The organism is Streptomyces sp. NPDC091289, assembly GCF_044757365.1.
In the GTDB taxonomy this organism is placed as follows: Bacteria; Actinomycetota; Actinomycetes; order Streptomycetales; family Streptomycetaceae; genus Streptomyces.
This window is the reverse complement of sequence record NZ_JBIVUT010000009.1, coordinates 202,313-224,947: the sequence shown is the minus strand read 5'-3', so window position 1 is coordinate 224,947 and position 22,635 is coordinate 202,313. Positions and strand designations below refer to the sequence as shown.

General features: G+C 69.9%; 24 protein-coding genes and 1 riboswitch. Of the genes, 12 read left to right on the top strand and 12 right to left on the bottom strand.

The features are described 5' to 3' along the window. Nucleotides 1-156: 156 nt before the first annotated feature. The gene (locus ACIQPT_RS14415) at nucleotides 157-741 is read left to right on the top strand and encodes a dihydrofolate reductase family protein (RefSeq protein WP_401155880.1); all 585 of its coding nucleotides are present in this window, start codon (nucleotides 157-159) and stop codon (nucleotides 739-741) included. A 97-nt stretch (nucleotides 742-838) separates the two neighbouring features. Then, nucleotides 839-2,215, top strand: coding sequence for a serine hydrolase domain-containing protein (locus ACIQPT_RS14410; protein ID WP_401155878.1), 1,377 nt, complete (start codon nucleotides 839-841; stop codon nucleotides 2,213-2,215). A 94-nt stretch (nucleotides 2,216-2,309) separates the two neighbouring features. Here ACIQPT_RS14410 and ACIQPT_RS14405 read toward each other — a convergent pair whose 3' ends face one another. Both ACIQPT_RS14405 and ACIQPT_RS14400 read right to left on the bottom strand, forming a co-directional pair. Then, nucleotides 2,310-2,762 carry a GNAT family N-acetyltransferase gene (locus ACIQPT_RS14405; protein WP_401155876.1) on the bottom strand — a complete coding sequence of 151 codons (453 nt, stop codon included), beginning with the start codon at nucleotides 2,760-2,762 and terminating at the stop codon, nucleotides 2,310-2,312. Nucleotides 2,763-2,814: 52 nt separating this feature from the next. Then, complete coding sequence (locus ACIQPT_RS14400; RefSeq protein ID WP_401155875.1) at nucleotides 2,815-3,273, bottom strand: MarR family winged helix-turn-helix transcriptional regulator; 459 nt, start codon at nucleotides 3,271-3,273, stop codon at nucleotides 2,815-2,817. Between the two features lie 140 nt (nucleotides 3,274-3,413). Between ACIQPT_RS14400 and ACIQPT_RS14395 the strand changes: the two genes are divergently transcribed. Continuing rightward, entirely contained in the window at nucleotides 3,414-4,625 is a 1,212-nt protein-coding gene (locus tag ACIQPT_RS14395) for an MFS transporter (protein ID WP_401155873.1), read from the top strand. 45 nt (nucleotides 4,626-4,670) lie between these two features. Here the strand turns inward: ACIQPT_RS14395 and ACIQPT_RS14390 are convergent, their stop codons facing one another. The 5 genes from ACIQPT_RS14390 to ACIQPT_RS14370 all read right to left on the bottom strand — a co-directional run bounded on the left by ACIQPT_RS14390 (nucleotide 4,671) and on the right by ACIQPT_RS14370 (nucleotide 8,349). Further along, on the bottom strand, nucleotides 4,671-5,570 hold the full coding sequence (locus ACIQPT_RS14390; RefSeq protein ID WP_401155872.1) for a GNAT family N-acetyltransferase: 900 nt from the start codon (nucleotides 5,568-5,570) through the stop codon (nucleotides 4,671-4,673). 4 nt (nucleotides 5,571-5,574) lie between these two features. Continuing rightward, nucleotides 5,575-6,102: a DUF2269 domain-containing protein gene (locus ACIQPT_RS14385; protein ID WP_401155870.1), complete on the bottom strand. Its 528-nt coding sequence runs from the start codon at nucleotides 6,100-6,102 to the stop codon at nucleotides 5,575-5,577. A 118-nt stretch (nucleotides 6,103-6,220) separates the two neighbouring features. Next, nucleotides 6,221-6,700, bottom strand: a complete 480-nt coding sequence (locus ACIQPT_RS14380) for an NUDIX domain-containing protein (protein ID WP_401155868.1) — start codon at nucleotides 6,698-6,700, stop codon at nucleotides 6,221-6,223. 44 nt (nucleotides 6,701-6,744) lie between these two features. Then, nucleotides 6,745-7,869 carry a cystathionine gamma-lyase gene (locus tag ACIQPT_RS14375; RefSeq protein WP_401155867.1) on the bottom strand — a complete coding sequence of 375 codons (1,125 nt, stop codon included), beginning with the start codon at nucleotides 7,867-7,869 and terminating at the stop codon, nucleotides 6,745-6,747. 102 nt (nucleotides 7,870-7,971) lie between these two features. Then, nucleotides 7,972-8,349 (bottom strand): phage holin family protein, encoded by a 378-nt coding sequence (locus ACIQPT_RS14370; protein ID WP_401155865.1) that lies wholly within the window; start codon nucleotides 8,347-8,349, stop codon nucleotides 7,972-7,974. An 87-nt stretch (nucleotides 8,350-8,436) separates the two neighbouring features. On the opposite strand from ACIQPT_RS14370, the gene ACIQPT_RS14365 reads away from it, so the two are divergent. The 4 genes from ACIQPT_RS14365 to ACIQPT_RS14350 all read left to right on the top strand — a co-directional run bounded on the left by ACIQPT_RS14365 (nucleotide 8,437) and on the right by ACIQPT_RS14350 (nucleotide 10,820). Continuing rightward, nucleotides 8,437-8,754 (top strand): cupin domain-containing protein, encoded by a 318-nt coding sequence (locus ACIQPT_RS14365; RefSeq protein WP_401155864.1) that lies wholly within the window; start codon nucleotides 8,437-8,439, stop codon nucleotides 8,752-8,754. Nucleotides 8,755-8,907: 153 nt separating this feature from the next. After that, a complete protein-coding gene (locus ACIQPT_RS14360) occupies nucleotides 8,908-9,120 on the top strand; it encodes a DUF5326 family protein (RefSeq protein ID WP_401155959.1) in 213 nt (70 codons plus the stop codon). Between the two features lie 384 nt (nucleotides 9,121-9,504). Beyond that, complete coding sequence (locus ACIQPT_RS14355) at nucleotides 9,505-10,281, top strand: IclR family transcriptional regulator (RefSeq protein ID WP_401155863.1); 777 nt, start codon at nucleotides 9,505-9,507, stop codon at nucleotides 10,279-10,281. 101 nt (nucleotides 10,282-10,382) lie between these two features. Next, the gene (locus ACIQPT_RS14350) at nucleotides 10,383-10,820 is read left to right on the top strand and encodes an SsgA family sporulation/cell division regulator (RefSeq protein WP_401155862.1); all 438 of its coding nucleotides are present in this window, start codon (nucleotides 10,383-10,385) and stop codon (nucleotides 10,818-10,820) included. Nucleotides 10,821-10,847: 27 nt separating this feature from the next. Here the strand turns inward: ACIQPT_RS14350 and ACIQPT_RS14345 are convergent, their stop codons facing one another. Further along, a complete protein-coding gene (locus ACIQPT_RS14345) occupies nucleotides 10,848-12,197 on the bottom strand; it encodes a YibE/F family protein (RefSeq protein WP_401155860.1) in 1,350 nt (449 codons plus the stop codon). Nucleotides 12,198-12,267: 70 nt separating this feature from the next. Next, nucleotides 12,268-12,401: riboswitch (TPP riboswitch) on the top strand. On the opposite strand from ACIQPT_RS14345, the gene thiC reads away from it, so the two are divergent. Continuing rightward, nucleotides 12,394-14,199 (top strand): phosphomethylpyrimidine synthase ThiC, encoded by a 1,806-nt coding sequence (gene thiC / locus ACIQPT_RS14340; RefSeq protein WP_401155858.1) that lies wholly within the window; start codon nucleotides 12,394-12,396, stop codon nucleotides 14,197-14,199. Its footprint overlaps the riboswitch before it by 8 nt. Here the strand turns inward: thiC and ACIQPT_RS14335 are convergent. Next, the gene (locus tag ACIQPT_RS14335) at nucleotides 14,178-14,672 is read right to left on the bottom strand and encodes a YybH family protein (protein ID WP_401155856.1); all 495 of its coding nucleotides are present in this window, start codon (nucleotides 14,670-14,672) and stop codon (nucleotides 14,178-14,180) included. The two genes, thiC and ACIQPT_RS14335, sit on opposite strands and share 22 nt — an antisense overlap. Between ACIQPT_RS14335 and ACIQPT_RS14330 the strand changes: the two genes are divergently transcribed. Both ACIQPT_RS14330 and ACIQPT_RS14325 read left to right on the top strand, forming a co-directional pair. Then, nucleotides 14,664-15,110: a winged helix-turn-helix transcriptional regulator gene (locus ACIQPT_RS14330; protein WP_401155855.1), complete on the top strand. Its 447-nt coding sequence runs from the start codon at nucleotides 14,664-14,666 to the stop codon at nucleotides 15,108-15,110. The two genes, ACIQPT_RS14335 and ACIQPT_RS14330, sit on opposite strands and share 9 nt — an antisense overlap. A gap of 263 nt (nucleotides 15,111-15,373) precedes the next feature. Further along, nucleotides 15,374-15,730, top strand: a complete 357-nt coding sequence (locus ACIQPT_RS14325; protein WP_401155853.1) for a DUF805 domain-containing protein — start codon at nucleotides 15,374-15,376, stop codon at nucleotides 15,728-15,730. Between the two features lie 114 nt (nucleotides 15,731-15,844). Here the strand turns inward: ACIQPT_RS14325 and ACIQPT_RS14320 are convergent, their stop codons facing one another. From ACIQPT_RS14320 to ACIQPT_RS14310, 3 genes are all read right to left on the bottom strand, one after another. Next, nucleotides 15,845-16,678 (bottom strand): hypothetical protein, encoded by an 834-nt coding sequence (locus tag ACIQPT_RS14320; RefSeq protein ID WP_401155852.1) that lies wholly within the window; start codon nucleotides 16,676-16,678, stop codon nucleotides 15,845-15,847. 203 nt (nucleotides 16,679-16,881) lie between these two features. Next, nucleotides 16,882-18,081 carry a metallophosphoesterase gene (locus ACIQPT_RS14315; protein WP_401155957.1) on the bottom strand — a complete coding sequence of 400 codons (1,200 nt, stop codon included), beginning with the start codon at nucleotides 18,079-18,081 and terminating at the stop codon, nucleotides 16,882-16,884. Between the two features lie 159 nt (nucleotides 18,082-18,240). Beyond that, nucleotides 18,241-19,353: a LacI family DNA-binding transcriptional regulator gene (locus ACIQPT_RS14310; RefSeq protein WP_006126041.1), complete on the bottom strand. Its 1,113-nt coding sequence runs from the start codon at nucleotides 19,351-19,353 to the stop codon at nucleotides 18,241-18,243. 405 nt (nucleotides 19,354-19,758) lie between these two features. On the opposite strand from ACIQPT_RS14310, the gene hisC reads away from it, so the two are divergent. Continuing rightward, on the top strand, nucleotides 19,759-20,838 hold the full coding sequence (hisC, locus tag ACIQPT_RS14305; protein WP_401155850.1) for a histidinol-phosphate transaminase: 1,080 nt from the start codon (nucleotides 19,759-19,761) through the stop codon (nucleotides 20,836-20,838). 278 nt (nucleotides 20,839-21,116) lie between these two features. Next, entirely contained in the window at nucleotides 21,117-22,628 is a 1,512-nt protein-coding gene (locus ACIQPT_RS14300; protein WP_401155848.1) for a cytochrome ubiquinol oxidase subunit I, read from the top strand. The last annotated feature ends 7 nt before the right edge of the window (nucleotides 22,629-22,635 follow it).

Here is a 22,635-nt window from a genome sequence, read left to right as displayed (position 1 = left end):
CTGTCTCCCTGCCCGGGTCGGCCTCGGAAAGTCGATTGCACGACCACTACATGTGAAGCACTATAAGTGACGTGGTTGGGGCGGGTGCCGCACCGGCACACCTGCTGCTCCACCCCGGGCCGTCCGGCCCGCACCCGACGACGGAACGGGGAACGCGTGCGCAACCTCACCTACTTCATCGCCTGTTCGATCGACGGCTTCATCGGGGATGCCGATGGCGATGCCTCGGCGATGATGCCTTTCGTCAGCGAGGAGTTCCTCGGCTTCCTGAAGTCGGAGTACCCGGAGACCATCTCGGCCGAGGGCCGCGAGTTGCTCGGGTTCCATGACGCCGAGAACCAGCGCTTCGACACGGTGGTCCAGGGCCGGAAGAGCTATCAGCTGGCTCTGGACGCGGGCATCACCAGCCCTTACGGCCACCTCCGGGAGATCGTCGCCTCCCGGACGCTCACGGAGTCCCCGCACCCGAACGTCGAACTGATCGCGGAGGACCCGGTCGCCCGGATCAGGGAGCTCAAGGCCGAGGACAGCGGGCTGGGCATCTGGCTGTGCGGCGGATCTCGGCTGGCGGGCGAGCTGCTCGACGAGATCGACGAGCTCGTGATCAAGACCTACCCAGTGGTGTACGGAGCCGGTATGCCGATGTTCGGGTCCGGCTCCACGGTCTTCGAGTTCACCCTCGGGGGAGTGCGGACCTTCGAGAACGGCTCACTGGTCCGGACGTACCGCCGTAAGCGCTGAGCCCGGGCCGGGACGCCGCGGTTCCGTGACTCCGTGACTCCCTGACTTCGCGGAAAAGGGTTCGTCAGGGAGCCGCTCGTCGGGTAGGGGTTGGACCATGACCTCTATCGGCGAAGACCTGCTTCCCAGTACCCGACGCGCCCTGTTGCACCGCATCGCCGTCGCGCAGCGGGACGGCCGTGCGCCGTCCGTCGTGGCCGCGGTGGGGCGACAGGGGCGTACGGCCTGGAGCGGGGCGCGTACGTGCGTCGAGGGGCATGCTCCCGACGCCGATACGCAGTACCGGATCGGCTCGATCACCAAGACGTTCACGGCCGTTCTGGTTCTGCGGCTGCGGGACGAGGGGCTGATCGACCTGGACGATCCGCTGGAGAAGCACCTTCCCGGTACGGGAGCGGGCGGGGCGACCGTCTTCCAGTTGCTGGGCCACAGCGCGGGGCTGGGCGCAGAAGCACCCGCCCCCTGGTGGGAGCGGACGCCCGGCAGTCTGCGGCCCGAGATCGCCGATGTGCTGGGCGACCGGCCGCAGGCCCACCCGGCCGGTCATCGCCATCACTACTCCAACCCCGGCTACACCCTGCTCGGTTCGCTGGTCGAAGCGGTACGCGGCATCTCCTGGGAGGAGGCGCTGCGCCGCGAGATCCTGGAGCCGCTGGGGATGCACCGGACGACGGCCGGGCCCGTGGCGCCGCATGCGGGTGGCTGGGCCGTCCACCCCTGGGCCGACGTCATGCTGAGCGAGCCCGCCGAGGACCTCGGGATCATGGCGCCCGCCGGGCAGCTCTGGTCCACAGCGGCGGACCTGCTGCGGTTCGCCGCCTTCCTGGCCGAGGGCGATGACCGGGTCCTGTCGGCCTCCTCCGTGCGGGAGATGCGTACGCCCGCCGCGCCGGCCGAGACGGGGGCCAGTGGTTACGGTCTCGGTCTCCAGATCGTCGGCGGCGAAGGGCGCGTGCTCTTCGGCCATGGGGGATCGCTTCCCGGGTTCGTCGCAGGCCTCTGGTTCAGCGAGGAGGAGGACGTGGCGGCGGTCGTCCTCGCCAACGCCACCTCCGGACTGCCCGCGGGGATGGTGGCCGCCGAACTCCTGGGGATCGTCGTCGAAGCCGAGCCGCGGATCCCGGACCCCTGGTGCCCGCTGCCCGAGGTGGATGACGAGCTGCTCGCGCTGACCGGGATCTGGCACTGGGGCACCAGCACGTTCACGTTGAGGCTCATGGGGGACCGGGGCCTGCAGCTCACGCCGCTGGGCGGCAAGGGGCGCGGTGCGGCCTTCACGTATCGATCGGACGGCACCTGGACGGGCCAGAGCGACTACTACGCGGGGGAGACCCTGCGCGTCGTACGCAAGGACGACGGCTCGGTGGACCACCTCGACCTCGGCTCGTTCGTCTTCACCCGGGAGCCCTATGAGGCGGGGGCGGCCGTACCCGGCGGTGTGGACGCGGAGGGCTGGCGCGGTCTCGGCGGCTGAGGTCCGGCCAGGGGCGTCCGCGCGGCCCTGACTGACGATGCGTCCCGTGGAGGCGGGTGGGTGTTTCACGTGAAACACCCACCCGCCTCCCTCGTCAGAGCGCCAGCTTGAAGCCCACATGGCTGGCCGTGAAGCCGAGCCGCTCGTAGAAGCGGTGCGCGTCTTCGCGGGTGACGTCCGAGGTCAGCTGCACCAACTGGCAGTCCTGGCGGCGGGATTCGTCCACCGCCCACTGGATGAGCTGGGTGCCCAGGCCGCTCCCGCGCTCGTCGCCATGGATGCGGACGCCCTCGATGATCGAGCGGGTCGCGCCGCGGCGGGACAGCCCCGGGACGATGGTCAGCTGAAGGGTGCCGACCACCCGGTCCTCGCGAACAGCGACGACCACGTGCTGGTTCGGGTCGTCGGCCAGCCGCTGGAAGGCCTGCCAGTACGGGGTGAGGTCGTCCGGGGACTCGCGTTGTGCGCCCAGGGGGTCGTCGGCGAGCATCGCGACCACCGCGGCCAGGTCGTCCGGGGCGACGGGACGTATTTCGAGATCACTCATGATCGGCATCCTAGGGCGGCCGTCCCGGAGGGGGCCTCGCCGTTCAGGCCGGTCAGACCGGAACCTTCAGCTCCTCGACCGCCCTGACCAGGGAGGCGAGCTCCGGGTTCTCCGCCGCCTCGTCCAGGGCCGCCCGCAGCGCGCTGTCGTTCGTCGGCCGGGCGGCCTCCAGCAGCGTCAGCCCGGCCTCGGTGACGTCGGTGTAGATGCCCCGACGGTCGGTGTCGCACAGGTAGCGCGTCAGCAGCCCACGGTCCTCGAGCCGGGTGACGAGCCGGGTGGTGGCGCTCTGGCTGAGGACGACGGCGTCGGCGACCTGCTTCATCTGGAGATGTCCGCCCGGGCCGTTGTGCTGTCGGCTCAACACGTCGAGCAGGGAGTACTCGCGTGCGCTGAGGCCGTGGCCCGCCTGGAGCGCCCGCTCGATACGGGCCTCGATCTTCCCGTGGAGCAGCGAGAGCGCGCACCAGCTCTGGGCGATGGCGGTCAGGGCGGGGTCGGTCGCTGTCATGTCTCTCTCCTCCGTACGGGAGCTGCGTGACTCCAGGATAGGGGACGTCTGCAATAGCCCGCGCTTGCAATTAACCAGCGTCTGCAATTATTGTCGACGCTCGTAAGGCGCATACGCAATCTTCAGGGAAGGTGAAACCCATGCCGCTCGCGCTCCTCGCCCTCGCCATCGGGGCATTCGGGATCGGAACGACCGAGTTCGTGATCATGGGGTTGCTCCCCGAGGTCGCCGGCGACTTCCAGGTCTCGATCCCGACCGCGGGCTTTCTGGTGACCGGCTACGCGCTCGGTGTGGTGATCGGCGCCCCGCTGATGACGCTGCTGGGCACCCGCGTCACCCGGAAGCGCATGCTGATGCTTCTCATGGGGCTGTTCATCGTGGGCAACGTGGTGTCCGCGCTCGCGCCCGTCTTCGGCGTCATGCTCGCCGGACGCGTGATCGCCTCCCTCGCCCACGGCGCGTTCTTCGGCATCGGCTCGGTGGTCGCGGCCGATCTGGTCGCCCCGCAGAAGAAGGCCGGGGCCATCGCCATGATGTTCACCGGGCTCACCGTCGCCAACGTCGTCGGCGTTCCGCTCGGCACGTTCATCGGACAGACCGCGGGCTGGCGGACCACGTTCCTCGTCGTCGCCGCTCTCGGCGTCGTGGGACTGCTCGGCGTCGCGAAGCTCGTCCCGGAGCAGCCCAAGGCCGAAGGCGTGCGCATCCGCCACGAGCTGGCCGCGTTCCGCAACGTCCAGGTGCTGCTGGCGATGGCCATGACCGTTCTGGGCTTCGGCGGAGTCTTCGCCGCGATCACCTACATCACCCCGATGATGACCGAGGTCGCCGGCTACTCGGCCTCGTCCGTCACCTGGCTGCTCGTCCTCTTCGGGCTCGGCATGGTGGGCGGCAACCTGATCGGCGGCAGGTTCGCCGACCGCCACCTGATGCCCCTGCTGTACGTCTCGCTCGGCGCGCTCGCCGTTGTCCTCGGCCTGTTCACCGTGACCGCCCACAACAAGGTCGCCGCGGCCGTCACCATCGTCCTGATCGGCGCCCTGGGCTTCGCGACCGTGCCGCCGCTGCAGAAGCGGGTCCTCGACCAGGCGGCGGGTGCGCCGACGCTGGCCTCCGCGGTCAACATCGGGGCCTTCAACCTCGGCAACGCCCTCTCCGCCTGGCTCGGCGGCCTCGTGATCGCGGCAGGTCTCGGCTACACCGCCCCCAACTGGGTCGGCGCCGTGCTCGCGGCGTCGGCCCTGGTCCTCGCCGTGATCTCCAGCCTGCTGGAGCGCCGGGGGACCGACAAGGGCCGGATCGTCGCCGGGAACAGCCCCGAACCGGTCACCGTGGCGTCGGCCCGGCACTGAACCCGAGGTGCGCCCGCCGGCCCGCCGGCGCGTCAGCCCGTCGCGTCAGCCCGTCGCGACGGTGAGCGGGGCGAACCTGCGGGTGGCGTCCCCCGGCAGGTCCGGGACGCCGTACGTCATCACGGTGGTCCGGGTGAGGGGCTCAAGACCGTGCTCCGCCAGCCAGCCGAGCAACTCCTCGTGCTGGGCGTAGACATCGGTCCGCAGCGGCCGGTCCGTCGTGGCGGCCAGGGCCGAGACCAGAGCCTGCGCGGTGGCCGTGTCCCGCGCGACCAGCGGCCCGACCACCTCGGCGTGCCCGCTCGGCCAGAGCGCCGCGTAGCCGACCAGCTCGCCGTGCTCCTCGGCGACCTGGAGCCGGTCGGAGAAGGCGGGCAGCCGGGCGAGGAGGTGCGTCCGGTCGGTGCCGAACACCGGGAGGTCGAGCCGGACCATCGCCTGGAGGTCGTCCGCCGCGGCCGGGCGGGTGGTCACGGACGCGCGGGAGGGAGTGGCCGCGGCCGGGGCGGAGCCGCCGGGGCCGGGAACCCCGAAACGGCCGCCGACGCGTTCGGCCCTGCCCACGGAAGAGAAGCCGAGGTCCTCGTAGAGCGGCTGCCCCTGCGCGGTGGCGAACAACGCGAGCGGAATGTCTCCCACCGCCTCCATCACGTGCCGCATGAGCCGCCGGGCGAGCCCCTGGCGTGCGTAGCGTTCGGCGACGAGCAGCATGCCGACGGCGGTGAGGTCGGATCCGTACGGCGTGGTCAGGCAGGTCCCCGCCAGGCCCTTGCCGTCCGGGGCGTCGATCCCGTAACCGGTGCCGGCCGAGAGGAGCAGCCCCCACCGGTGTTCGTCGCGCGGCCAGCCGCGGTCCTCGCAGAGATCGGCGCAGGGGACCAGATCTCCCCGGTTCAGGCGACGGATCGGCAGGTCGACGAGGGAGCGGGGTGATGGGCTGTGCATGGGGTCAGGCTGTCTGACGGGATGATCGCGCGTCCACCGATTTCGCGGAACTGGCCGAGATCCGCAGCCGCCTGCCGCGCCGGGTGAGCCCCCAGGGCTTGAGCACCGAGATCGCGGTGATGAAGAGATAGGTGGCCGTGGCCACCGACGGCGCGATCACGAGGTTGATGTCCACCACCTCGTCGGCGACGGCCGCGTTGATGCCGGGACGCAGGGAGAAGATCGACAGGCCCGTGGTGATCAGGGTCAGCCAGAACTTGGTCCACACCCAGCGGTGCCGGGCCAGACCCCAGGGAGTGCCCAGCGCCAGCACCAGGCCGCTCACCAGGGCGAGCAGCGCCACGGGGATGACCAGCCAGTCGCCGAAGATCTTCATGGCGCGGGTGGCGGCCCCGGCGGTGGCCGGATCTCCGGAGACGAACGCGGTGATGCCGAGCGTCAGCAGGCCGACGGTCAGACCGAGCCAGCTGACGGAGACGGCGACATGGGCGACGAGGAGCCCTCGGCGTACGGGGCGCTTGAGTGGTTTCACGTGAAACACGATGCCGAGCCGGACGCCCCGGGTCGTCCGGCAGCGGGAGTATCCACGCGTACCGACCGGGGAGTACGCGCCCGGCGAGGCCGGCGGCGGCTGCCCGGCCCGGGGGACGTCAGCCCAGGTCGGGGGCGTGCATCGCCCGTACGCCTTCGATGTTGCCGTCCAGGTAGTGCCGCAGGGACAGCGGTACGAGGTGCACGGCCGCGATCCCGACCCGGCTGAAGGGCACCCGGACGATCTCGTACTCCCCGGTGGGCTCGTCGATCTCCGGCCCGTGCCGCAGGGAGACATCCATCGACACCAGCCGGCAGACGAAGAAGTGCTGGACCTTGACGCCCGTCACGCCGCCGTCCGCGATGTGCTCCACGGTGTCGACGAAGCACGGGACCACGTCGACGATCTTGGCGCCGAGCTCCTCGTCGATCTCGCGGTGCAGCGCTTCGACGACCGTGGCGTCCTCCGGCTCGACCCCGCCGCCGGGCGTGAGCCAGTACGGATCGACTCCCGGCTTCGTGCGCTTGATCAGGACGAGATCGTCGCCGTCGAGCAGGATGGCGCGTGCGGTGCGCTTGACCACAGGACGTTCGGTCATGGCAAGAGAGTGGCCCGTGGAGGACCGTCTGAAACTCCCCCGGGCTACCGGACCGCGGTGTCCAGCGCCTGTTCGACGTCCGCGAGCAGGTCCTCGGGGTCCTCCGCGCCGACCGAGAAGCGGATGAAGCCCTCCGCCACGGCGTCGCCGCCCCAGCGGCCCCGGCGCTCCGCGGTGGACCGGACGCCGCCGAAGCTCGTCGCGTCGTCGACCAGGCGCAGCGCGGACAGGAAGCGCTCCGCGGTCTCCCGGTCGGCCAGCTCGAAGGAGACCACGGAGCCGAAGCGCCGCATCTGGCCTACCGCGACGGCGTAGGACGGGTCGGTGGGCAGCCCCGGATACCGCAGCCCGGTGACCTCCGCCCGCTTGGCCAGGGTCTCGGCCAGAGCGAGCGCGGTGGTGCACTGCCGGTCGATGCGCAGCTGGAGGGTGGCCAGCGAGCGGTGCGCGAGCCAGGCCTCCATCGGTCCCGGAATCGCCCCGACGACCTTGCGCCAACGCCGTACGTCCGCCGTCAGCCGGGGATCGCGGCAGGTCACATGGCCGAGGAGGATATCGCCGTGCCCGGTCATGCCCTTGGTGTCGCTGGCGACCGAGAAATCGGCGCCCAGCTCCAGCGGGCGCTGGCCGATCGGGGTGGCCAGGGTGTTGTCGACGGCGACCAGCGCGCCCGCCGCGTGCGCGGCCTCCACCAGCCGCCGGATGTCGCAGACGTCCAGGCCCGGGTTGGACGGGCTCTCGATCCACAGCAGCTTCGCCCCTGCCAGCAGGGCCAGCTGGGCGTCGCCGCCGGTCGGCGCGGTCCGGACCTCGACCCCGTACGCCGCCAGTTGCTCCCGTACGAGCGGCAGCGCCTGGTAGCCGTCGTCCGGCAGGACCACGGCGTCGCCCGAGCGGACCTGGGAGAGCAGCACCGCGGTGATCGCCGCCATGCCCGAGGCGAACACCGTCGTGCCCACCTCCTCACCGGGAGCCTCCAGCTCGCCGATGGCCCGCTCCAGGTGGGTCCAGGTCGGGTTGGTCTCCCGGCCGTAGGTGTAGGGGCCCACCGGGTCGCCGGAGAGGTGGAAGTGCGCGGCGAAGACCGGGCCGGGCAGGGTGGGTTCGAACTGCTCCGGTGCGGGAAGTCCGGCGCGTACCGCACGCGTCCCGTCGCCCATGGTGCTCATGGCTGCTCCTTCACTGATCTCCCCGGCGGTGGACCGATGTGCCCTGCACTCTTTCAGAGGCCGGGCAAGGGCCCGGGAAGGGCCTGCTTCGGAGGCCTGGAATCACTTCTCGTCGGGCAGGACGACATTGAGCGCCCAGGACACGACCGAGATGATCAGTCCGCCGAGCACCGCCGTCCAGAACCCGTCGACGTGGAAGCTGAGGTCGAACACACCGGCCAGCCAGGAGGTCAGCATCAGCATCAGGGCGTTGACCACCAGGGTGATCAACCCCAGCGTCAGGATGAACAAGGGGAACGTCAGCAGCTGGACCACCGGCTTCACCAGCCAGTTCACCAGGCCGAAGATCAGTGCGACGAGGATCAGGGTGAGGACCTTGCGGCCCGTGCTGCCGCCCTCCAGCGTGATGTTGCCGATCAGCCAGATGGCAACGGCCAGCGCACCCGCGTTGGCGATCGTCTTGACTACGAAATTCTTCATGTGTCTGATCGTGGCAGACATGATCGGTGGTGGACACCGGCAGCACAGGTACAGCCGACAGCGTGGGCACAAGGGGCGGGACGGGCCATGAAGGCATTCAGACTGGACGAGCTGGAAGCGGAGCGCGCCGCCAACGACGGCGCCTACCTGCAGTTCGTGCGGGAACGCAATATGTCCGTCGGCCTCTACGCCCTGGACGCGGGCGCGCTCGACCCGCAGCAGCCGCACCAGCAGGACGAGGTCTACTTCGTCGTCAGCGGGCGAGCGGCGATCACGGTGGGGATGGAGACGACGCAGGTCAGCAGGGGAAGCGTCGTCTATGTGCCCGCGGGCGTGGCCCACAAGTTCCACCACATCGCCGAGGACCTGAGGGTGATGGTCGTCTTCTCGCCGCCCGAGGGCTGAGGAGCCCGGTCCCGGAGGTGCCGGGTGCGCGGTTTCTCGGGGATCCCTAGGGGCTCGATCAGGGGTGTTCAAGGGCTACCGGCCACCCGCCGGGGGCTTCGCGCCTTTAGCATCGAGGCAAGGACTCAGAGAGACGAGGTAGAGGCGATGGCCGTGCGGGAGATATACGCGGGAATGCCCTGGTGGGTGAAGTGGATCGCGGTGCCCGTCATCGCGATCTTCGTGTTCGGCGGACTGATCGCCAGCGTGGTCGGCTTCGTGATCAGCCTGCTCTTCAAGGCGCTGGTCTTCGTGGTCGTGGTCGGCGGGCTGATCTTCGTCGTCCGCAAGTTCACGTCGTCGTCGTCCTCTCGCGGTGACTGGTAGTACCCGGAACGCGGGCCGGCGCGGGGGCCGGCCTGTTCCGTCGGGCCCGGGCGGCCGGCCCGCGGGACGTGGCCCGGCCAGGGGGGATTAGCCCAGCAGAGCTAAGTCCCGGAGGAAACCACCCGTCTGCCGTAGGCGGCCGATACAGTGGCAAACCACTGCCGCCATCCGGAATGTGACCTTCCGTCACCATATCGATCGCCTGATCGGTCCTGGGTACGACAGTCCGGTCGTTGGCCTTCGATCGCCGGCGCCCGGACCGGTCCTCGCCGGTCACGGGTCACCGGATCTCCGGTCCCCTCCGGTCCTCGGGATCGCGGCAGGCTCGTGGGGGCGGCCCCCACGGGAGGGCCGACGGCCCGTCACCATGCCTGGGGGTGACCTTTGACCACGGCATCGAGCACCGCTGTCCCGACGTTGATCGGTTCGGTTCAGCGGGCGTTGAGGCTGCTGGAGGCTGTGGGCACCCATCGGGACGGGGCTCCCGCCAAGCAGCTGGCCCGTGAGGCGGGGCTACCGCTGCCGACCGCCTACCACTTGCTGCGGACCCTCACCCACGAGGGCTATCTCCGCCGCGAGAACGGTGTCTTCCTCTTCGGCGCGGCAGCCGAGAACCTGACCGCCGCCCCCGGCGTCAGGAGCCGCCCGCGCCCCGCGTCCGTCGCCGACTCCCTCGGTCACTGGCGGGACGTCATCGGAGCCCCGGTGTACTGCGCCGTCTACTGCGACGGCGAGATCGAGCTCATCGCCGTCGCGGACGCTCCCGACACCCCGGCGGTGGAGGAGTGGGCCTCGTTCCGGGAGACCGCCCACGCGCACGCCATCGGCCAGTGTCTGCTCGCCCAACTCGACGAGCGGGCCCGCGAGGACCACCTCGACCGGCACCCCGTGCGCCCCCTCACCCGTTACTCAGTGCGAGATCGCGCCACACTTCTGGAACGGCTGCGCACCCTCCGACGAGGTGAACCGGTCATCGAACGCCAGGAGTACGCACTGGGGACCGTGTGCGCCGCGATTCCCGTCACAGCCGGTGCCACCATTGCGGCGATGGCCATTTCCGTACCCCTGGACCGGGAAGAACGGTTGCTGCCCGCAGTCGAACAGCTACGTGGCGAAGTCGCCAGCCTCTTGCGTTCGTTCGTGTTCTCTATCAGTATCTGAAAAATCACTCCTTGTGATCTGCTATCGCGTGCACCACGATGGCGTCAATAGGGCCATGGGGGATCATTCCTGGCCAGTTTCATCTACTGCGGGGTTGAACGATGCGCGAGTCGGTTCAAGCAGAGGTCATGATGAGCTTCCTCGTCTCCGAGGAGCTCTCGTTCCGTATTCCGGTGGAGCTCCGGTACGAGGTCGGCGATCCGTACGCCATCCGGATGACGTTCCACCTGCCCGGCGATGCCCCTGTGACCTGGGCGTTCGGCCGCGAACTGCTGCTGGACGGGCTCAACAGCCCGAGCGGCGACGGCGATGTGCACATCGGCCCGACCGAACCCGAGGGCCTCAGCGATGTGCACATCCGGCTCCAGGTCGGCGAGGACCGTGCGCTGTTCCGAGCGGGCACGGCACCGCTCGTGGCGTTTCTCGACCGGACGGACAAGCTCGTGCCGCTCGGTCAGGAGCACACGCTGGGTGACTTCGACGGGAACCTGGAGGATGCGCTCGGCCGCATCCTCGCCGAGGAGCAGAACGCCGGCTGACCGGGTGGACCCGGCCCCGGCGGCCCGTCATCCCTTCCTGCGACGACGGCCCCGGCCGGACCGCGCGGGCGCGGCCGTGGCCGCCTGTGCGCCGCCGCGCCCCGGACGGTCCGCGGAGACGACCAGCGCGGCGAGCACCGTGGTCACCGGCACCGAGGCGACCAGGCCGATCGACCCGACCAGCGTGCGGACGATCTCCTCGGCGACCAGCTCGCTGTTGGCCACCGTCCCCACACTGCTCTGGGCGATGGAGAAGAGCAGCAGCAGCGGCAGCGCCGCGCCCGCGTACGCCAGCACCAGGGTGTTGACCACCGAGGCGATATGGTCCCTTCCGATCCGGATACCTGCCCGGTACAGCCCCTTCCAACCCATCTGCGGGTCCGCCTGGTGCAGTTCCCAGACGGCCGAGGTCTGGGTGACCGTCACATCGTCGAGCACCCCGAGCGAACCGATGATGACGCCGGCCAGCAGCAGACCGCTCATATCGATGTCCGGGTAGAGACCGTGGATGAGGCCGGTGTTGTCGTCGGTGTTGCCGCTGAGGCTCGCCCAGCCGATGAACAGCGAGCCCAGCAGCCCGATCAGCAGCAGCGAGATCAGTGTGCCGACGACCGCGACCGACGTACGGGCCGTCACCCCGTGGCAGAGATAGAGGGCCGCCAGCATGATCGCGCTGGCTCCGATCACCGCCACGACCAGCGGGTTCGAGCCCTGCAGGATCGCCGGCAGGATGAACAGCGTCAGCACGGCGAACGACACGACCAGCGCCACCAGCGCCATCACCCCGCGGAGCCTGCCCACCGCGACCACCGCCAGCGCGAAGATCGCGGCCAGCAGCGCCATCGGAATCTTCCGGTCCACGTCGGTCACGGAGTACTGGAGATCGCGCGGCGCGTCGGGGGCGTACGCCACGACCACGCCCTGACCCTCCTTCAGCTGCCGGGGCGCGTCCGGCTGGACCACCTCGACGAACTTACGGCCCTTGTCGTTGCCACTGGTCACCTCGATGGTGGCCTTCGCGCACTCCCCCTCCTGCTCGTTGACCGCCTCCCGGCCCGAGGGCGTGGAGGTGTCGCCGGTCGGGGGCACCTGCGCGGCGTTGACGTCCGCGCAGTCGACCTTGTCGACCTGGACGACCTTGCCGTCGTGGGTCTGCCGGTCGAATCCGACGCCGGTGCGCTCATGGTCGGGCACGCCGCCCGGCCAGAACGCGATCAGGCCGACGACGACCGCCGTCGCGAACGGGATCAGCACGGCGGCGATGACCTTGCGCAGATGCCGGGAGACCGGGGCGGCCGGCCCGTGGCTGTGCGTGTGGCCGTGGCTGTGGCCCGCGGCCGGCGGCTGGGGTGCGGGGTCGTTTTGGGGGGAGGTCACGGGGCGATCATCGCAAGAACAGGAGGGCCCTCTGGTCAGCTCGCCGGAAAGGACGCTAGCGTGGAGGCACCTTTGCACACGCGGGAGCTCGGAGCACCGGGCTGAGAGGGCGCTGATCGCCGTACATCCGTACGGGACACGCTGCGCCGACCGCCGAACCTGTTACCGGGTAATGCCGGCGTAGGGAGTAGGTCTCATGACCACAGCGGACGCACGCACGCCTGCCTCGAAACAGAACGACGGGCCCGGCACCGACGGGACGCCGAACGACGAGGCCGGGAAGTCCATCGGCTGGCACAAGGGGTACGTCCAGGGCTCGCGCCCGGACCTCCGGGTGCCGGTCCGACAGGTGCACCTCACCAACGGCAAGGACGTGACGCTGTACGACACGTCGGGGCCGTACACCGATCCCGGAATCGACACCGATGTCCGCCGCGGCCTCGCGCCCCTGCGGGAGAACTGGATCATCGCCCGCGGCGACACCGCCGAGTACGCGGGCCGCCCGGTCCGCCCCGAGGACGACGGGCTCAAGCACACCTCGCCGCGCGGCGGACTGCGCAACCTCGACGCCGTGTTCCCCGGCCGCCCGCGCCAGCCGCGCCGCAGCCGCGACGGGCGTCCCGTCACCCAGCTCGCGTACGCCCGGCGGGGGGAGATCACCCCGGAGATGGAGTACGTGGCGATCCGGGAGAACGTGGCGGCCGAGGTCGTCCGCGAGGAGATCGCGGCGGGCCGGGCCGTGCTGCCCGCCAACGTCAACCACCCCGAGATCGAGCCGATGATCATCGGCAAGCGGTTCCTGGTGAAGGTCAACGCCAACATCGGCAACTCGGCCGTCACCTCCTCCATCGAGGAGGAGGTGGACAAGATGACCTGGGCGACGAAGTGGGGCGCCGACACGGTCATGGACCTGTCCACCGGCCGCAACATCCACACCACCCGTGAATGGGTGCTGCGCAACTCCCCCGTGCCGATCGGCACCGTCCCGCTCTACCAGGCCCTGGAGAAGGTCGACGGCCGGGCCGAGGAGCTGACCTGGGAGATCTACAAGGACACCGTCATCGAGCAGGCCGAGCAGGGCGTCGACTACATGACGGTGCACGCCGGCGTGCGCCTGCCGTACGTCCCGCTGACGGCCCGCCGCAAGACCGGGATCGTCTCGCGCGGCGGCTCGATCATGGCGGCCTGGTGTCTCGCGCACCACAAGGAGTCGTTCCTCTACGAGCACTTCGAGGAGCTCTGCGAGATCCTCGCGACGTACGACGTCACCTACTCGCTCGGCGACGGGCTGCGCCCCGGCTCGATCGCGGACGCCAACGACGAGGCGCAGTTCGCCGAGCTGCGCACGCTGGGCGAGCTGAACACGATCGCCAAGCGGCTCGGCGTCCAGACCATGATCGAGGGCCCGGGGCATGTCCCGATGCACAAGATCAAGGAGAACATCGACCTCCAGCAGGAGATCTGCGAGGAGGCGCCGTTCTACACGCTCGGCCCGCTGACCACGGACGTCGCACCCGCCTACGACCACATCACCTCCGGTATCGGCGCCGCGATGATCGCCTGGTGGGGAACGGCGATGCTCTGCTACGTCACGCCCAAGGAGCACCTGGGGCTGCCCAACCGGGACGACGTGAAGACGGGCGTGATCACCTACAAGATCGCCGCCCACGCGGCCGACCTGGCCAAGGGGCACCCGGGCGCGCAGGAGTGGGACGACGCGCTGTCCGACGCGCGGTTCGAGTTCCGGTGGGAGGACCAGTTCAATCTGGCTCTCGACCCGGACACGGCACGGGAGTTCCACGACGAGACGCTGCCCGCCGAACCGGCGAAGACGGCGCACTTCTGCTCGATGTGCGGGCCGAAGTTCTGCTCGATGAAGATCTCCCAGGACATCCGGCGTCAGCACGGCGGCTCGCAGGAGGAGATCGAGGAGGGCATGGCCGAGAAGTCGAAGGAGTTCGCGGCCGCCGGCAACCGGGTCTACCTGCCCATCGCCGACTGACCCGCCCCGGCCGCCGCCCGTCCGCGGCGGCCGGATCCCTGTCGGGGCTGCTCCGGGGGCGTGTCCGCCGGGTCCGGCTCGTCCGCCGTGCCGAACGGGTTGTCGATGACGTAGCGCCAGAATCCGTCGGGTCCCCGGCGGGCGACGTCCGTCGCCGTTCCCGCGATCCGGACCTGGCCGCCGTGTGCCGCCCTGCCCTCCACCACCCAGTCGACGATCAGGAGTGCCAGGTCGCCGGAGACGTAGGTGTGGCGCGGAGTCACCCGGATCGGCACGCGCAGCGCGAGGAAGTCCCGGTGGGCCGGCAGCCGGCCGGGGCCGGCCGTGGGGTGGCCGGGCCGGGGCACGAACAGCGCGTCGGCCTCGTACAGCCGGTCGACGCTCTCGGGGTCGAAGGTGTTGAACGCCCGCTCCAGGACGTACGGGTGTTCGGTGGCGACGGTGGTCAGTTGCACACTGGTGGAATGCGTCATGCCGTCAGTGAACCGTCCGTCCACGAGAGTCACCCAACGGATACCCACGCGGCCGGCGACCGGGAACTGGCGCCGACCGCCCGTGGCCGCACGTCCCGTCCCGAGCCGGACTGCCCGGTCGAGGTGGCCCTCGCCGCGGTGTCGGGCCGCTGGACCACCCTCGTGCTGCGTGAACTCATGGGCGGTCCGCTCGGGTTCTCCGAGCTGAGGGAGCGGCTGCCGGATCTGTCGGCGAAGGTTCTCAGCCAGCGCCTCCGGGAACTGCGCGAGCGTGGCCTGCTGTCGGTGGAGCGCCGGCGCGGATTTCCCGTCCGTACCCGCTACACCCTGACCGGAGCCGGCCGGGCGCTCCGGCCGCTGCTGATCGAGCTGTACGCGACGGGCGAGGCTCTCCTGGCCACCGGGCCCGCCGCGGCCTCCGACCGTCCGCAGGCGTGATCGCGCGGCACCGAGGCCTGAGCGGCGGCCAGGAGCCTCGGGGCGTTCCATGGCTTACAGGGTAACTACAGCCGATTAACGGTTGTTTGACATGGTTTGCTGACTTGTTAAGCGACAGTATGGACACAGTCGTGTGGCAGCTGTATGTACGTTTGGCCCCCAGCTCACCTGCGCTTGACCCTTTCCTTATCTGTGGCTTACTTTCCGGCTAGCTTGGCCGAAAATTGGCGGCCCTTGAACAAGGGCCCGGGGAGGGAATCACCATGGACTGGTACCTGGCAGTACTCAAGAACTACGCAGGCTTCAGCGGACGTGCGCGCCGCAAGGAGTACTGGATGTTCGCGCTCATCAGCTTCGTCATCAGCCTGGTGCTTTCGATCATCGGTGGCCTGATCGGCACGGACTTCCTGTCCTACATCTACGCCGTCGCGATCCTCATTCCGGCGCTCGCGGTCGGCGTGCGCCGCCTGCACGACACCGGTCGCTCGGGCTGGTGGCTGCTGATCGCGCTCGTCCCGCTGGTCGGCTTCATCATCCTGATCGTCTTCCTCGCCTCGGAGGGCAAGCCGGAGACGAACCAGTACGGCGTCAACCCGAAGCTGGCTCCGCAGGGCATCTGATCCACCGCTCCGGTCATTCCGGAGCATCCCCCGGGCCGGGCGCGGCACTTGCCGCCCCGGCCCGCGGTGTGTCCGGGGCCGTGGCTGAAAACGGAAGCGGAGGCCGTGCCGGTGTCAGTCCGGCTGGTGGTCCGGGCCGCCGAAGTCCGGGCTGGTGAAATCGGGGCTGGTGAAGGTCGGCCGGGGGCCTGCCGCCGGGCCTTCGTCCGGGCCGGAGAAGTCCGGCCTGCTGTAGCCCATCCTCGGGATGCGGTTGGGCGAACGGTGCGGGGTCCGCGCGGCGGGTCCCGCGGTCGGGTCGGCCAGGGCGTCCCGGAGGAACGGGAGGATGCCGCGCTCCAGCAGGGCGTGGCGCCAGGCCTCCCTGGCCCGCGCGACCTCCTCCGGAAGCTCCTGCTCCTCGTCCTCGGCGGCCAGGGACGTCGTGCCGTTGCGGAGCGCGGTGACGAGCAGCCCGACGGCCGCGACCAGGATCGCGGCGGCGGCGACCGCGGCGAAGAACCACCCGGCCGCGACCATCGAGTTGCCGAAGGCCACCGAGGGGCTGACCGCCTTCAGCAGGTAGCCGACGAGCAGGAAGATGACGGCCGCGGTGCCGGCGAGCAGCGGGGTCAGGACCGTGATGACCGCTCCTATGCCGGCTCCTGAACCGGCCGCTGTGCTCTGCGGCCCGTCCACGGCCGGGATCCCGTCGGGACCTTCGGCGGTCGCCGACGTCCGGCGCAGTTCGGCCCGGGCCTTGACGTAGTGCTCGTACTCGGTGGCCGCGGCCGCGGTGATCAGCGCCGTGGCGCTGAGCGCCATCGTGCGCAGCTGTTCGGTGTTGAGCCGGTCCCCGACGCCCTCCAGGTCCGGGCGTTCATGAGCGTGGCGCAGTGCGTCGCCCAGGATCCGCTCGTACTCGGGTCCGTCCTCGGCCAGCAGGTGCGGAGCGCTTGTCATCTGCATCCCCCGATGCTCCGTCGGTGCCCGGCTGCCCGCGTGGACCGGGCGATCGGACGGAAACGGAGGAGAGCCTGCCACTGATACGCCGATGGTAGAGCGCTCACGGCACGGGGTGACAGGGTGTTTCCAGAATTGGGCCCGGTGACGGGCCCGATGATCGGCGAGGTCGGTGCGGGCGGAACCTGAAGCGCCTTCCCCGCCGACGGTCAGTCATGCAGCGGGAGTTGTACCACCAGCAGCTTTCCGGCCATGGTCACTCCGCCGTCCATGGCGATGGCGAGGCCGTCCGCGTACACGTGCGGGCCGTTGATCACGGGCCCCGTGCTGTCCTCGCCGTCCTCCGTGCCGACCTCGCCCAGGAGGTACGGAATGGGGCTGTGACCATGGACGACGCGCTGTCCGCCGTACGTGGCCATCAGCTCGCGCACCGCGTCGGCGCCGCCCTCGTCCCGGAAGGCGAACCGCTTGGTGAGCTTGCGGAACAGGTCCCAGCACTCGTCCGCGTCGTTACGCGTGAGAATGGCTGTGATCCTGTCGTTGACGTCCTCGATGGTGGACCCGTAGTCGAGATAGGCCGTCGTGTCGGAGTGCATCAGCAGATGCCCGTCCTCCTCGACGACCGCGTCGAGCCGGGACATCCACTGGAGGTGGACGTCCTGGAGGCGCTCCATATCGGTCTTCTGGCCGCCGTTGAGCAGCCAGGCGGCCTGGAAGGTGGCGGTACCGGCCCCGGAGTTGACGGGGGTGTCGGCGAACCGCTTGGCGCCGAGCAGCAGCAGTTCGTGGTTGCCCATCAGGGCCTTGCAGTAGCCGCCGGCCGCCGCCGCCTCGGCGGAGAGCCGCATGACGAGGTCGATGACCCCGATGCCGTCGGGTCCGCGGTCGGTGAAGTCGCCGAGGAACCACAGCCGGGCGTTGCCCGCGGCCCAGTTCCCGTCGGCGTCGATGAGGCCCTGCTCGCCGAGGGCGGCCAGCAGTTCGTTCAGATAGCCGTGGACGTCGCCGACGACGTAGAGCGGGCCCAGCCCGTCCTCGGGGACGGGGGCCGGCTCGGGAACGGTCTGCACCTGGACGGTGTCGCCGCGGCGGATGACCGGGAGGTCCCGCTCGGTCGGTGTGTAGCCGTCCGGCTGCTCGTCGCCCACGACGGCGTTGCCGGGGTGCGGCAGCCGGGGCGGCGCGGGAGCCCGCGGCGGCACGGCGCCGCCCGGCGCCGGTGGTGCGGCGGCTCCCGGCGCCGGAGGGTTCGGTTCCGGCGCACGCGGCGGCACCGGGGAAGGAGGTGCTACCTGTGCCTGCGGTGGCACGGGTGTCTGCGCATACGGCGGAACCCGGAAGTCACGCAACGTCGCCGTCCGCACCACGGGTTCCTGACCGGCCCCCTGAGTCATCGACCCCTCCACCACCGTCGCGCCGCCGTACACCTGACGGGCCCTGCCTGGTAGAGGTGGTCCGCGGTGTCGTGCGCCCATCATAGGAATGCGGATCGATCTGTGTGACGCACCAGGGGTGGTGAATCCGGGCGCACGTACGGTTCACCGGCCGATTGGTCCGAAAAGAGCCGATCAATCCCCGCTGGGGGAGCGCGGCGCGCTGACCGTGGTGCGCGGTGGACGGCGTTGCGAGGAGGTCCGGACGATGAGCTCCGTCGGTATGACCTGCTCCACGGGACCGTCGTGTTCGACCCCTTCGATGGCGTCGATGAGGAGCTGGACGACGGCCGTGCCGATGCGGCGGGGCTTCAGCGAGAGCGTCGTGATGGGCGGCTCGGTGGCCGCGTACACGGTGGACTCGCTGCAGCAGACCAGCAGCAGGTCCTCGGGGACCCGCAGCCCGTAGCGGCGGGCCGCGGCGAGGAGATCGGTCCCATTGGGGTCGAAGAGCCCGTAGACCGCGTCGGGGCGGTCCGGGCGGGCGAGCAGCCGGTCGGCGGCGACCGCCCCCGCGCAGGGGTCGTGGGCCGGGTAGGACTCGTAGACGGGATCCTGGCCGACCCGCTCGCACCAGTGGAGGTAGGCGGTGGTGGACAGCCGGGTGTACGTGTCGGTGGTGTTGCCGGTCAGCAGGCCGATACGGCGGGCTCCGGCGGCGGCGAGATGGTCGAGGAGGTCGAGCACGGCGGCCCGGTGGTCGTTGTCGACCCAGGCGGTGACGGGGAGCGTCCCGGCCGGGCGGCCGTCCGAGACGACGGGCAGCCCCTGGCGGACGAGTTCGGTGACGACCGGGTCCTGGTCGGAGGGGTCGATGACGACGGTCCCGTCGAGCGCGACGTTCGACCAGACGTCGTGCCGGGAGGTGGCGGGGAGGATGACGAGGGCGTAGCCGCGGGCGAGCGCCGCGGAGGTCGCGGCTCTCGCCATCTCCGCGAAGTACGCGAATTCGGTGAAGGTGAAAGGTTCATTCCCGTACGTGGTCACGGTCAGGCCGATCAGACCCGACTTGCCCGTACGGAGGGTTCGGGCCGCGGCGGACGGGCGGTAGCCCAGGCGCTCGGCGACCTCGCGGACATGGCGGCGGGTGGCGTCCGGGAGCCTGCCCTTGCCGTTGAGCGCGTCGGAGACGGTCGTGATCGAGACTCCGGCCGCGGCGGCCACATCACGGATCCCCGCCCGTCCTGGCCGGCCGCTGCGCCGGGGTGTCTCCGTCCGGCTCACCTGGTGCTTCCCTGCTGCTGTCATGGCGAGCCGATAGTAGGGCTCCGAGGGGTGGTCGGTCCGGTCGCATATGCGCACGTTGACAGGCACGTTTCTGCAAGGTCACTACCCATCAGATTCCTTTTAATGCAAGGGAGTTGGGCGGTATTGCATACGTGTTTCAGGTGCTGAAGGGTGGCAGCCTGCCGAATGTGCGATGTCTCGAAGAGGTCTCAACTCACCACTTCGGGGGACGCGCGCCACGGCGCGAGCCACCGGCGCGCGCCGGAACGGGGAGCACTCCCCCCGGCGGGGCCCTCGCACCGGCCCCGCGCTAGGTCCCATTCCCGGGCACTGCGGTCGATTTCCCGCTCGGGCCATTCGCAGCGGGGCCCAATCCTCATAAGGTGTGCAGTATTGCTGTGAACGGACGGTCGAGGAGGACCTGCGGTGAGCGAGAAGAGCCCCAAGCTGCGCGCCGAGCTGGACGGCGTTCCCGCCTATGTGCCGGGCAAGCCGGCGGCGGCCGGCGGACCGGTCGCGTACAAGCTGTCCTCCAACGAGAACCCCTATCCGCCGCTGCCGGGTGTACTGGAGTCGGCGCTCGCCGCCGCGGGGAACTTCAACCGCTACCCGGACATGGCGTGCACCGGCCTGATGAACGAGCTGGCCGACCGTTTCGGTGTGCCGCTCTCGCACATCGCCACCGGAACGGGCTCCGTGGGCGTGGCCCAGCAGCTGCTCCAGGCCACCTCCGGGCCCGGCGACGAGGTCATCTACGCCTGGCGGTCCTTCGAGGCGTACCCGATCATCACCCAGGTCAGCGGTGCGACCTCGGTGAAGGTCCCGCTGACCGACGGCGATGTGCACGACCTCGACGCGATGGCGGACGCGATCACCGACCGGACCCGGCTGATCTTCGTCTGCAACCCCAACAACCCCACCGGCACGGTGGTGCGCCGGGCCGAGCTGGAACGGTTCCTCGACCGGGTGCCGAGCGATGTGCTGGTGGTGCTCGACGAGGCGTACAAGGAGTTCATCCGCGACGCCGATGTGCCGGACGGCATCGAGATCTACCGGGACCGGCCCAATGTGGCGGTGCTGCGGACCTTCTCCAAGGCGTACGGTCTGGCCGGGCTGCGGGTCGGCTTCGCGGTGGCGCACGAGCCGGTGGCCGCCGCGCTGCGCAAGACCGCCGTCCCCTTCGGGGTGAGCCAGCTCGCCCAGGACGCGGCCGTGGCCTCGCTCCGTGCCGAGGACGAACTGCTGGGCCGGGTCGGCTCACTGGTCGCCGAGCGCACCCGGGTGAGCGCGGAGCTGGTGCGCCAGGGCTGGACGGTGCCGGAGTCGCACGCGAACTTCGTCTGGCTGCGGCTCGGCGAGCGGACCCTCGACTTCGCGCGGGCCTGTGAGCGGGCCGGTGTGGTCGTGCGGCCGTTCGCGGGCGAGGGCGTGCGGGTCTCGATCGGCGAGGACGAGGGCAACGATCTGTTCCTGAAGGCGGCGGAGGCGTTCCGCGCGGAGCTGTAGAGCCTCCGCCGGCCCTGCGGCGCTGTGGCGCCTGTACGACCGGGTGGCCCCGGACCTCGATCGACGAGGTCCGGGGCCCTTTGCGTGGGCGGCGGGGGCCGTGCACACGGTCCGGGGCCGAAAAGGGGTACCCCCGGCGAAGGCTCCGAAAGTGTGTGCGCCATAATTGCTTGTGAATGTGAACGCGTTCACAAGCGTGCCCCGCTTCCTCCCGTGATCGGTGGGATCAAAGGGGCATAGTGCCGGTGTGACCACGGCGATGTAAGGAGACTGACGACGTGGACCTAGCTCTGGCGCCGGAGACCCTGGCGCGATGGCAGTTCGGCATTACCACCGTCTACCACTTCCTCTTCGTCCCCCTGACGATCTCGCTCGCCGCGCTCACCGCCGGCCTGCAGACCGCCTGGGTGCGGACGGAGAACGAGAAGTACCTCAGGGCGACCAAGTTCTGGGGCAAGCTGTTCCTGATCAACATCGCCATGGGCGTCGTCACGGGCATCGTCCAGGAGTTCCAGTTCGGCATGAACTGGTCCGACTACTCGCGCTTCGTCGGCGACATCTTCGGCGCACCGCTCGCCTTCGAGGCGCTGATCGCCTTCTTCTTCGAGTCCACCTTCATCGGGCTGTGGATCTTCGGCTGGGACAAGCTCCCGAAGAAGATCCACCTCGCCTGCATGTGGATGGTCTCGATCGGCACCATCCTCTCCGCCTACTTCATCCTGGCGGCCAACTCCTGGATGCAGCACCCGGTCGGCTACCGGATCAACGAGGAGCGCGGCCGCGCCGAGCTCACCGACTTCTGGCGGGTGCTCACCCAGGACACCGCGGTCACCCAGTTCTTCCACACCATCACGGCGGCGTTCCTGGTCGGCGGGGCCTTCATGGTCGGCATCGCCGCGTTCCACCTGGCGCGCAAGAAGCACATCCCGGTGATGCGGACCTCGTTGCGGCTGGGCCTGATCACCGTCGTGGTCGCCGGACTGCTCACCGCCGTCAGCGGCGACAGCCTGGCCAAGGTCATGTTCCGGCAGCAGCCGATGAAGATGGCCGCCGCCGAGGCCCTGTGGGACGGTCAGGAGCGGGCGCCGTTCTCGATCTTCGCGTACGGGGACGTCAGCGAGGGCCACAACTCCGTGGAGATCTCGCTACCCGGAATACTGTCCTTCCTCGCCAACAACGACCCGAACTCGTATGTCCCCGGCATCAACGACATCAACAAGGACTCGCAGGAGAAGTACGGGCCCGGCGACTACCGCCCCAACATCCCGGTCGCGTTCTGGAGCTTCCGGTGGATGATCGGCTTCGGGATGGCCTCCTTCGGACTCGGCCTGCTGGGGCTCTGGCTGACCCGGAAGAAGTTCCTGCTGCCACCGGCGCTGCGGACCGGTGAGGACGAGGTGCCGCATCTGGTCCTGTTCCGGAACAAGGCGCTGAGCCCGAGACTCACCAAGCTCTACTGGGTCGTCGCGCTCTGGACGCTGCTCTTCCCGCTGATCGCCAACTCCTGGGGCTGGATCTTCACCGAGATGGGCCGCCAGCCGTGGGTCGTCTACGGCGTGCTCCAGACCCGCGCCGGGGTCTCCCCCGGCGTCTCGCAGGGCGAGGTCCTCACCTCGATGATCGTCTTCACCCTGCTCTACGCGGTGCTCGCCGTGATCGAGGTGAAGCTGCTCGTGAAGTACATCAAGGCCGGGCCGCCGGAACTCACCGAGGACGACCTCAACCCGCCCACGAAGATCGGCGGGCACGACGAAGACGACGCCGACCGGCCGATGGCCTTCTCGTACTGAGCACAGG

Bases quoted from the DNA above. Each gene is read 5' to 3' on its own strand.
- ACIQPT_RS14410 (WP_401155878.1), top strand. From the start codon at position 839: ATGACCTCTATCGGCGAAGACCTGCTTCCCAGTACCCGACGCGCCCTG.
- ACIQPT_RS14405 (WP_401155876.1), bottom strand. From the start codon at position 2,762: ATGAGTGATCTCGAAATACGTCCCGTCGCCCCGGACGACCTGGCCGCG.
- ACIQPT_RS14400 (WP_401155875.1), bottom strand. From the start codon at position 3,273: ATGACAGCGACCGACCCCGCCCTGACCGCCATCGCCCAGAGCTGGTGC.
- ACIQPT_RS14395 (WP_401155873.1), top strand. From the start codon at position 3,414: ATGCCGCTCGCGCTCCTCGCCCTCGCCATCGGGGCATTCGGGATCGGA.
- ACIQPT_RS14390 (WP_401155872.1), bottom strand. From the start codon at position 5,570: ATGCACAGCCCATCACCCCGCTCCCTCGTCGACCTGCCGATCCGTCGC.
- ACIQPT_RS14380 (WP_401155868.1), bottom strand. From the start codon at position 6,700: ATGACCGAACGTCCTGTGGTCAAGCGCACCGCACGCGCCATCCTGCTC.
- ACIQPT_RS14375 (WP_401155867.1), bottom strand. From the start codon at position 7,869: ATGAGCACCATGGGCGACGGGACGCGTGCGGTACGCGCCGGACTTCCC.
- ACIQPT_RS14370 (WP_401155865.1), bottom strand. From the start codon at position 8,349: ATGAAGAATTTCGTAGTCAAGACGATCGCCAACGCGGGTGCGCTGGCC.
- ACIQPT_RS14365 (WP_401155864.1), top strand. From the start codon at position 8,437: ATGAAGGCATTCAGACTGGACGAGCTGGAAGCGGAGCGCGCCGCCAAC.
- ACIQPT_RS14350 (WP_401155862.1), top strand. From the start codon at position 10,383: ATGCGCGAGTCGGTTCAAGCAGAGGTCATGATGAGCTTCCTCGTCTCC.
- thiC (WP_401155858.1), top strand. From the start codon at position 12,394: ATGACCACAGCGGACGCACGCACGCCTGCCTCGAAACAGAACGACGGG.
- ACIQPT_RS14330 (WP_401155855.1), top strand. From the start codon at position 14,664: ATGCGTCATGCCGTCAGTGAACCGTCCGTCCACGAGAGTCACCCAACG.
- ACIQPT_RS14335 (WP_401155856.1), bottom strand. From the start codon at position 14,672: ATGACGCATTCCACCAGTGTGCAACTGACCACCGTCGCCACCGAACAC.
- ACIQPT_RS14325 (WP_401155853.1), top strand. From the start codon at position 15,374: ATGGACTGGTACCTGGCAGTACTCAAGAACTACGCAGGCTTCAGCGGA.
- ACIQPT_RS14320 (WP_401155852.1), bottom strand. From the start codon at position 16,678: ATGCAGATGACAAGCGCTCCGCACCTGCTGGCCGAGGACGGACCCGAG.
- ACIQPT_RS14310 (WP_006126041.1), bottom strand. From the start codon at position 19,353: ATGACAGCAGCAGGGAAGCACCAGGTGAGCCGGACGGAGACACCCCGG.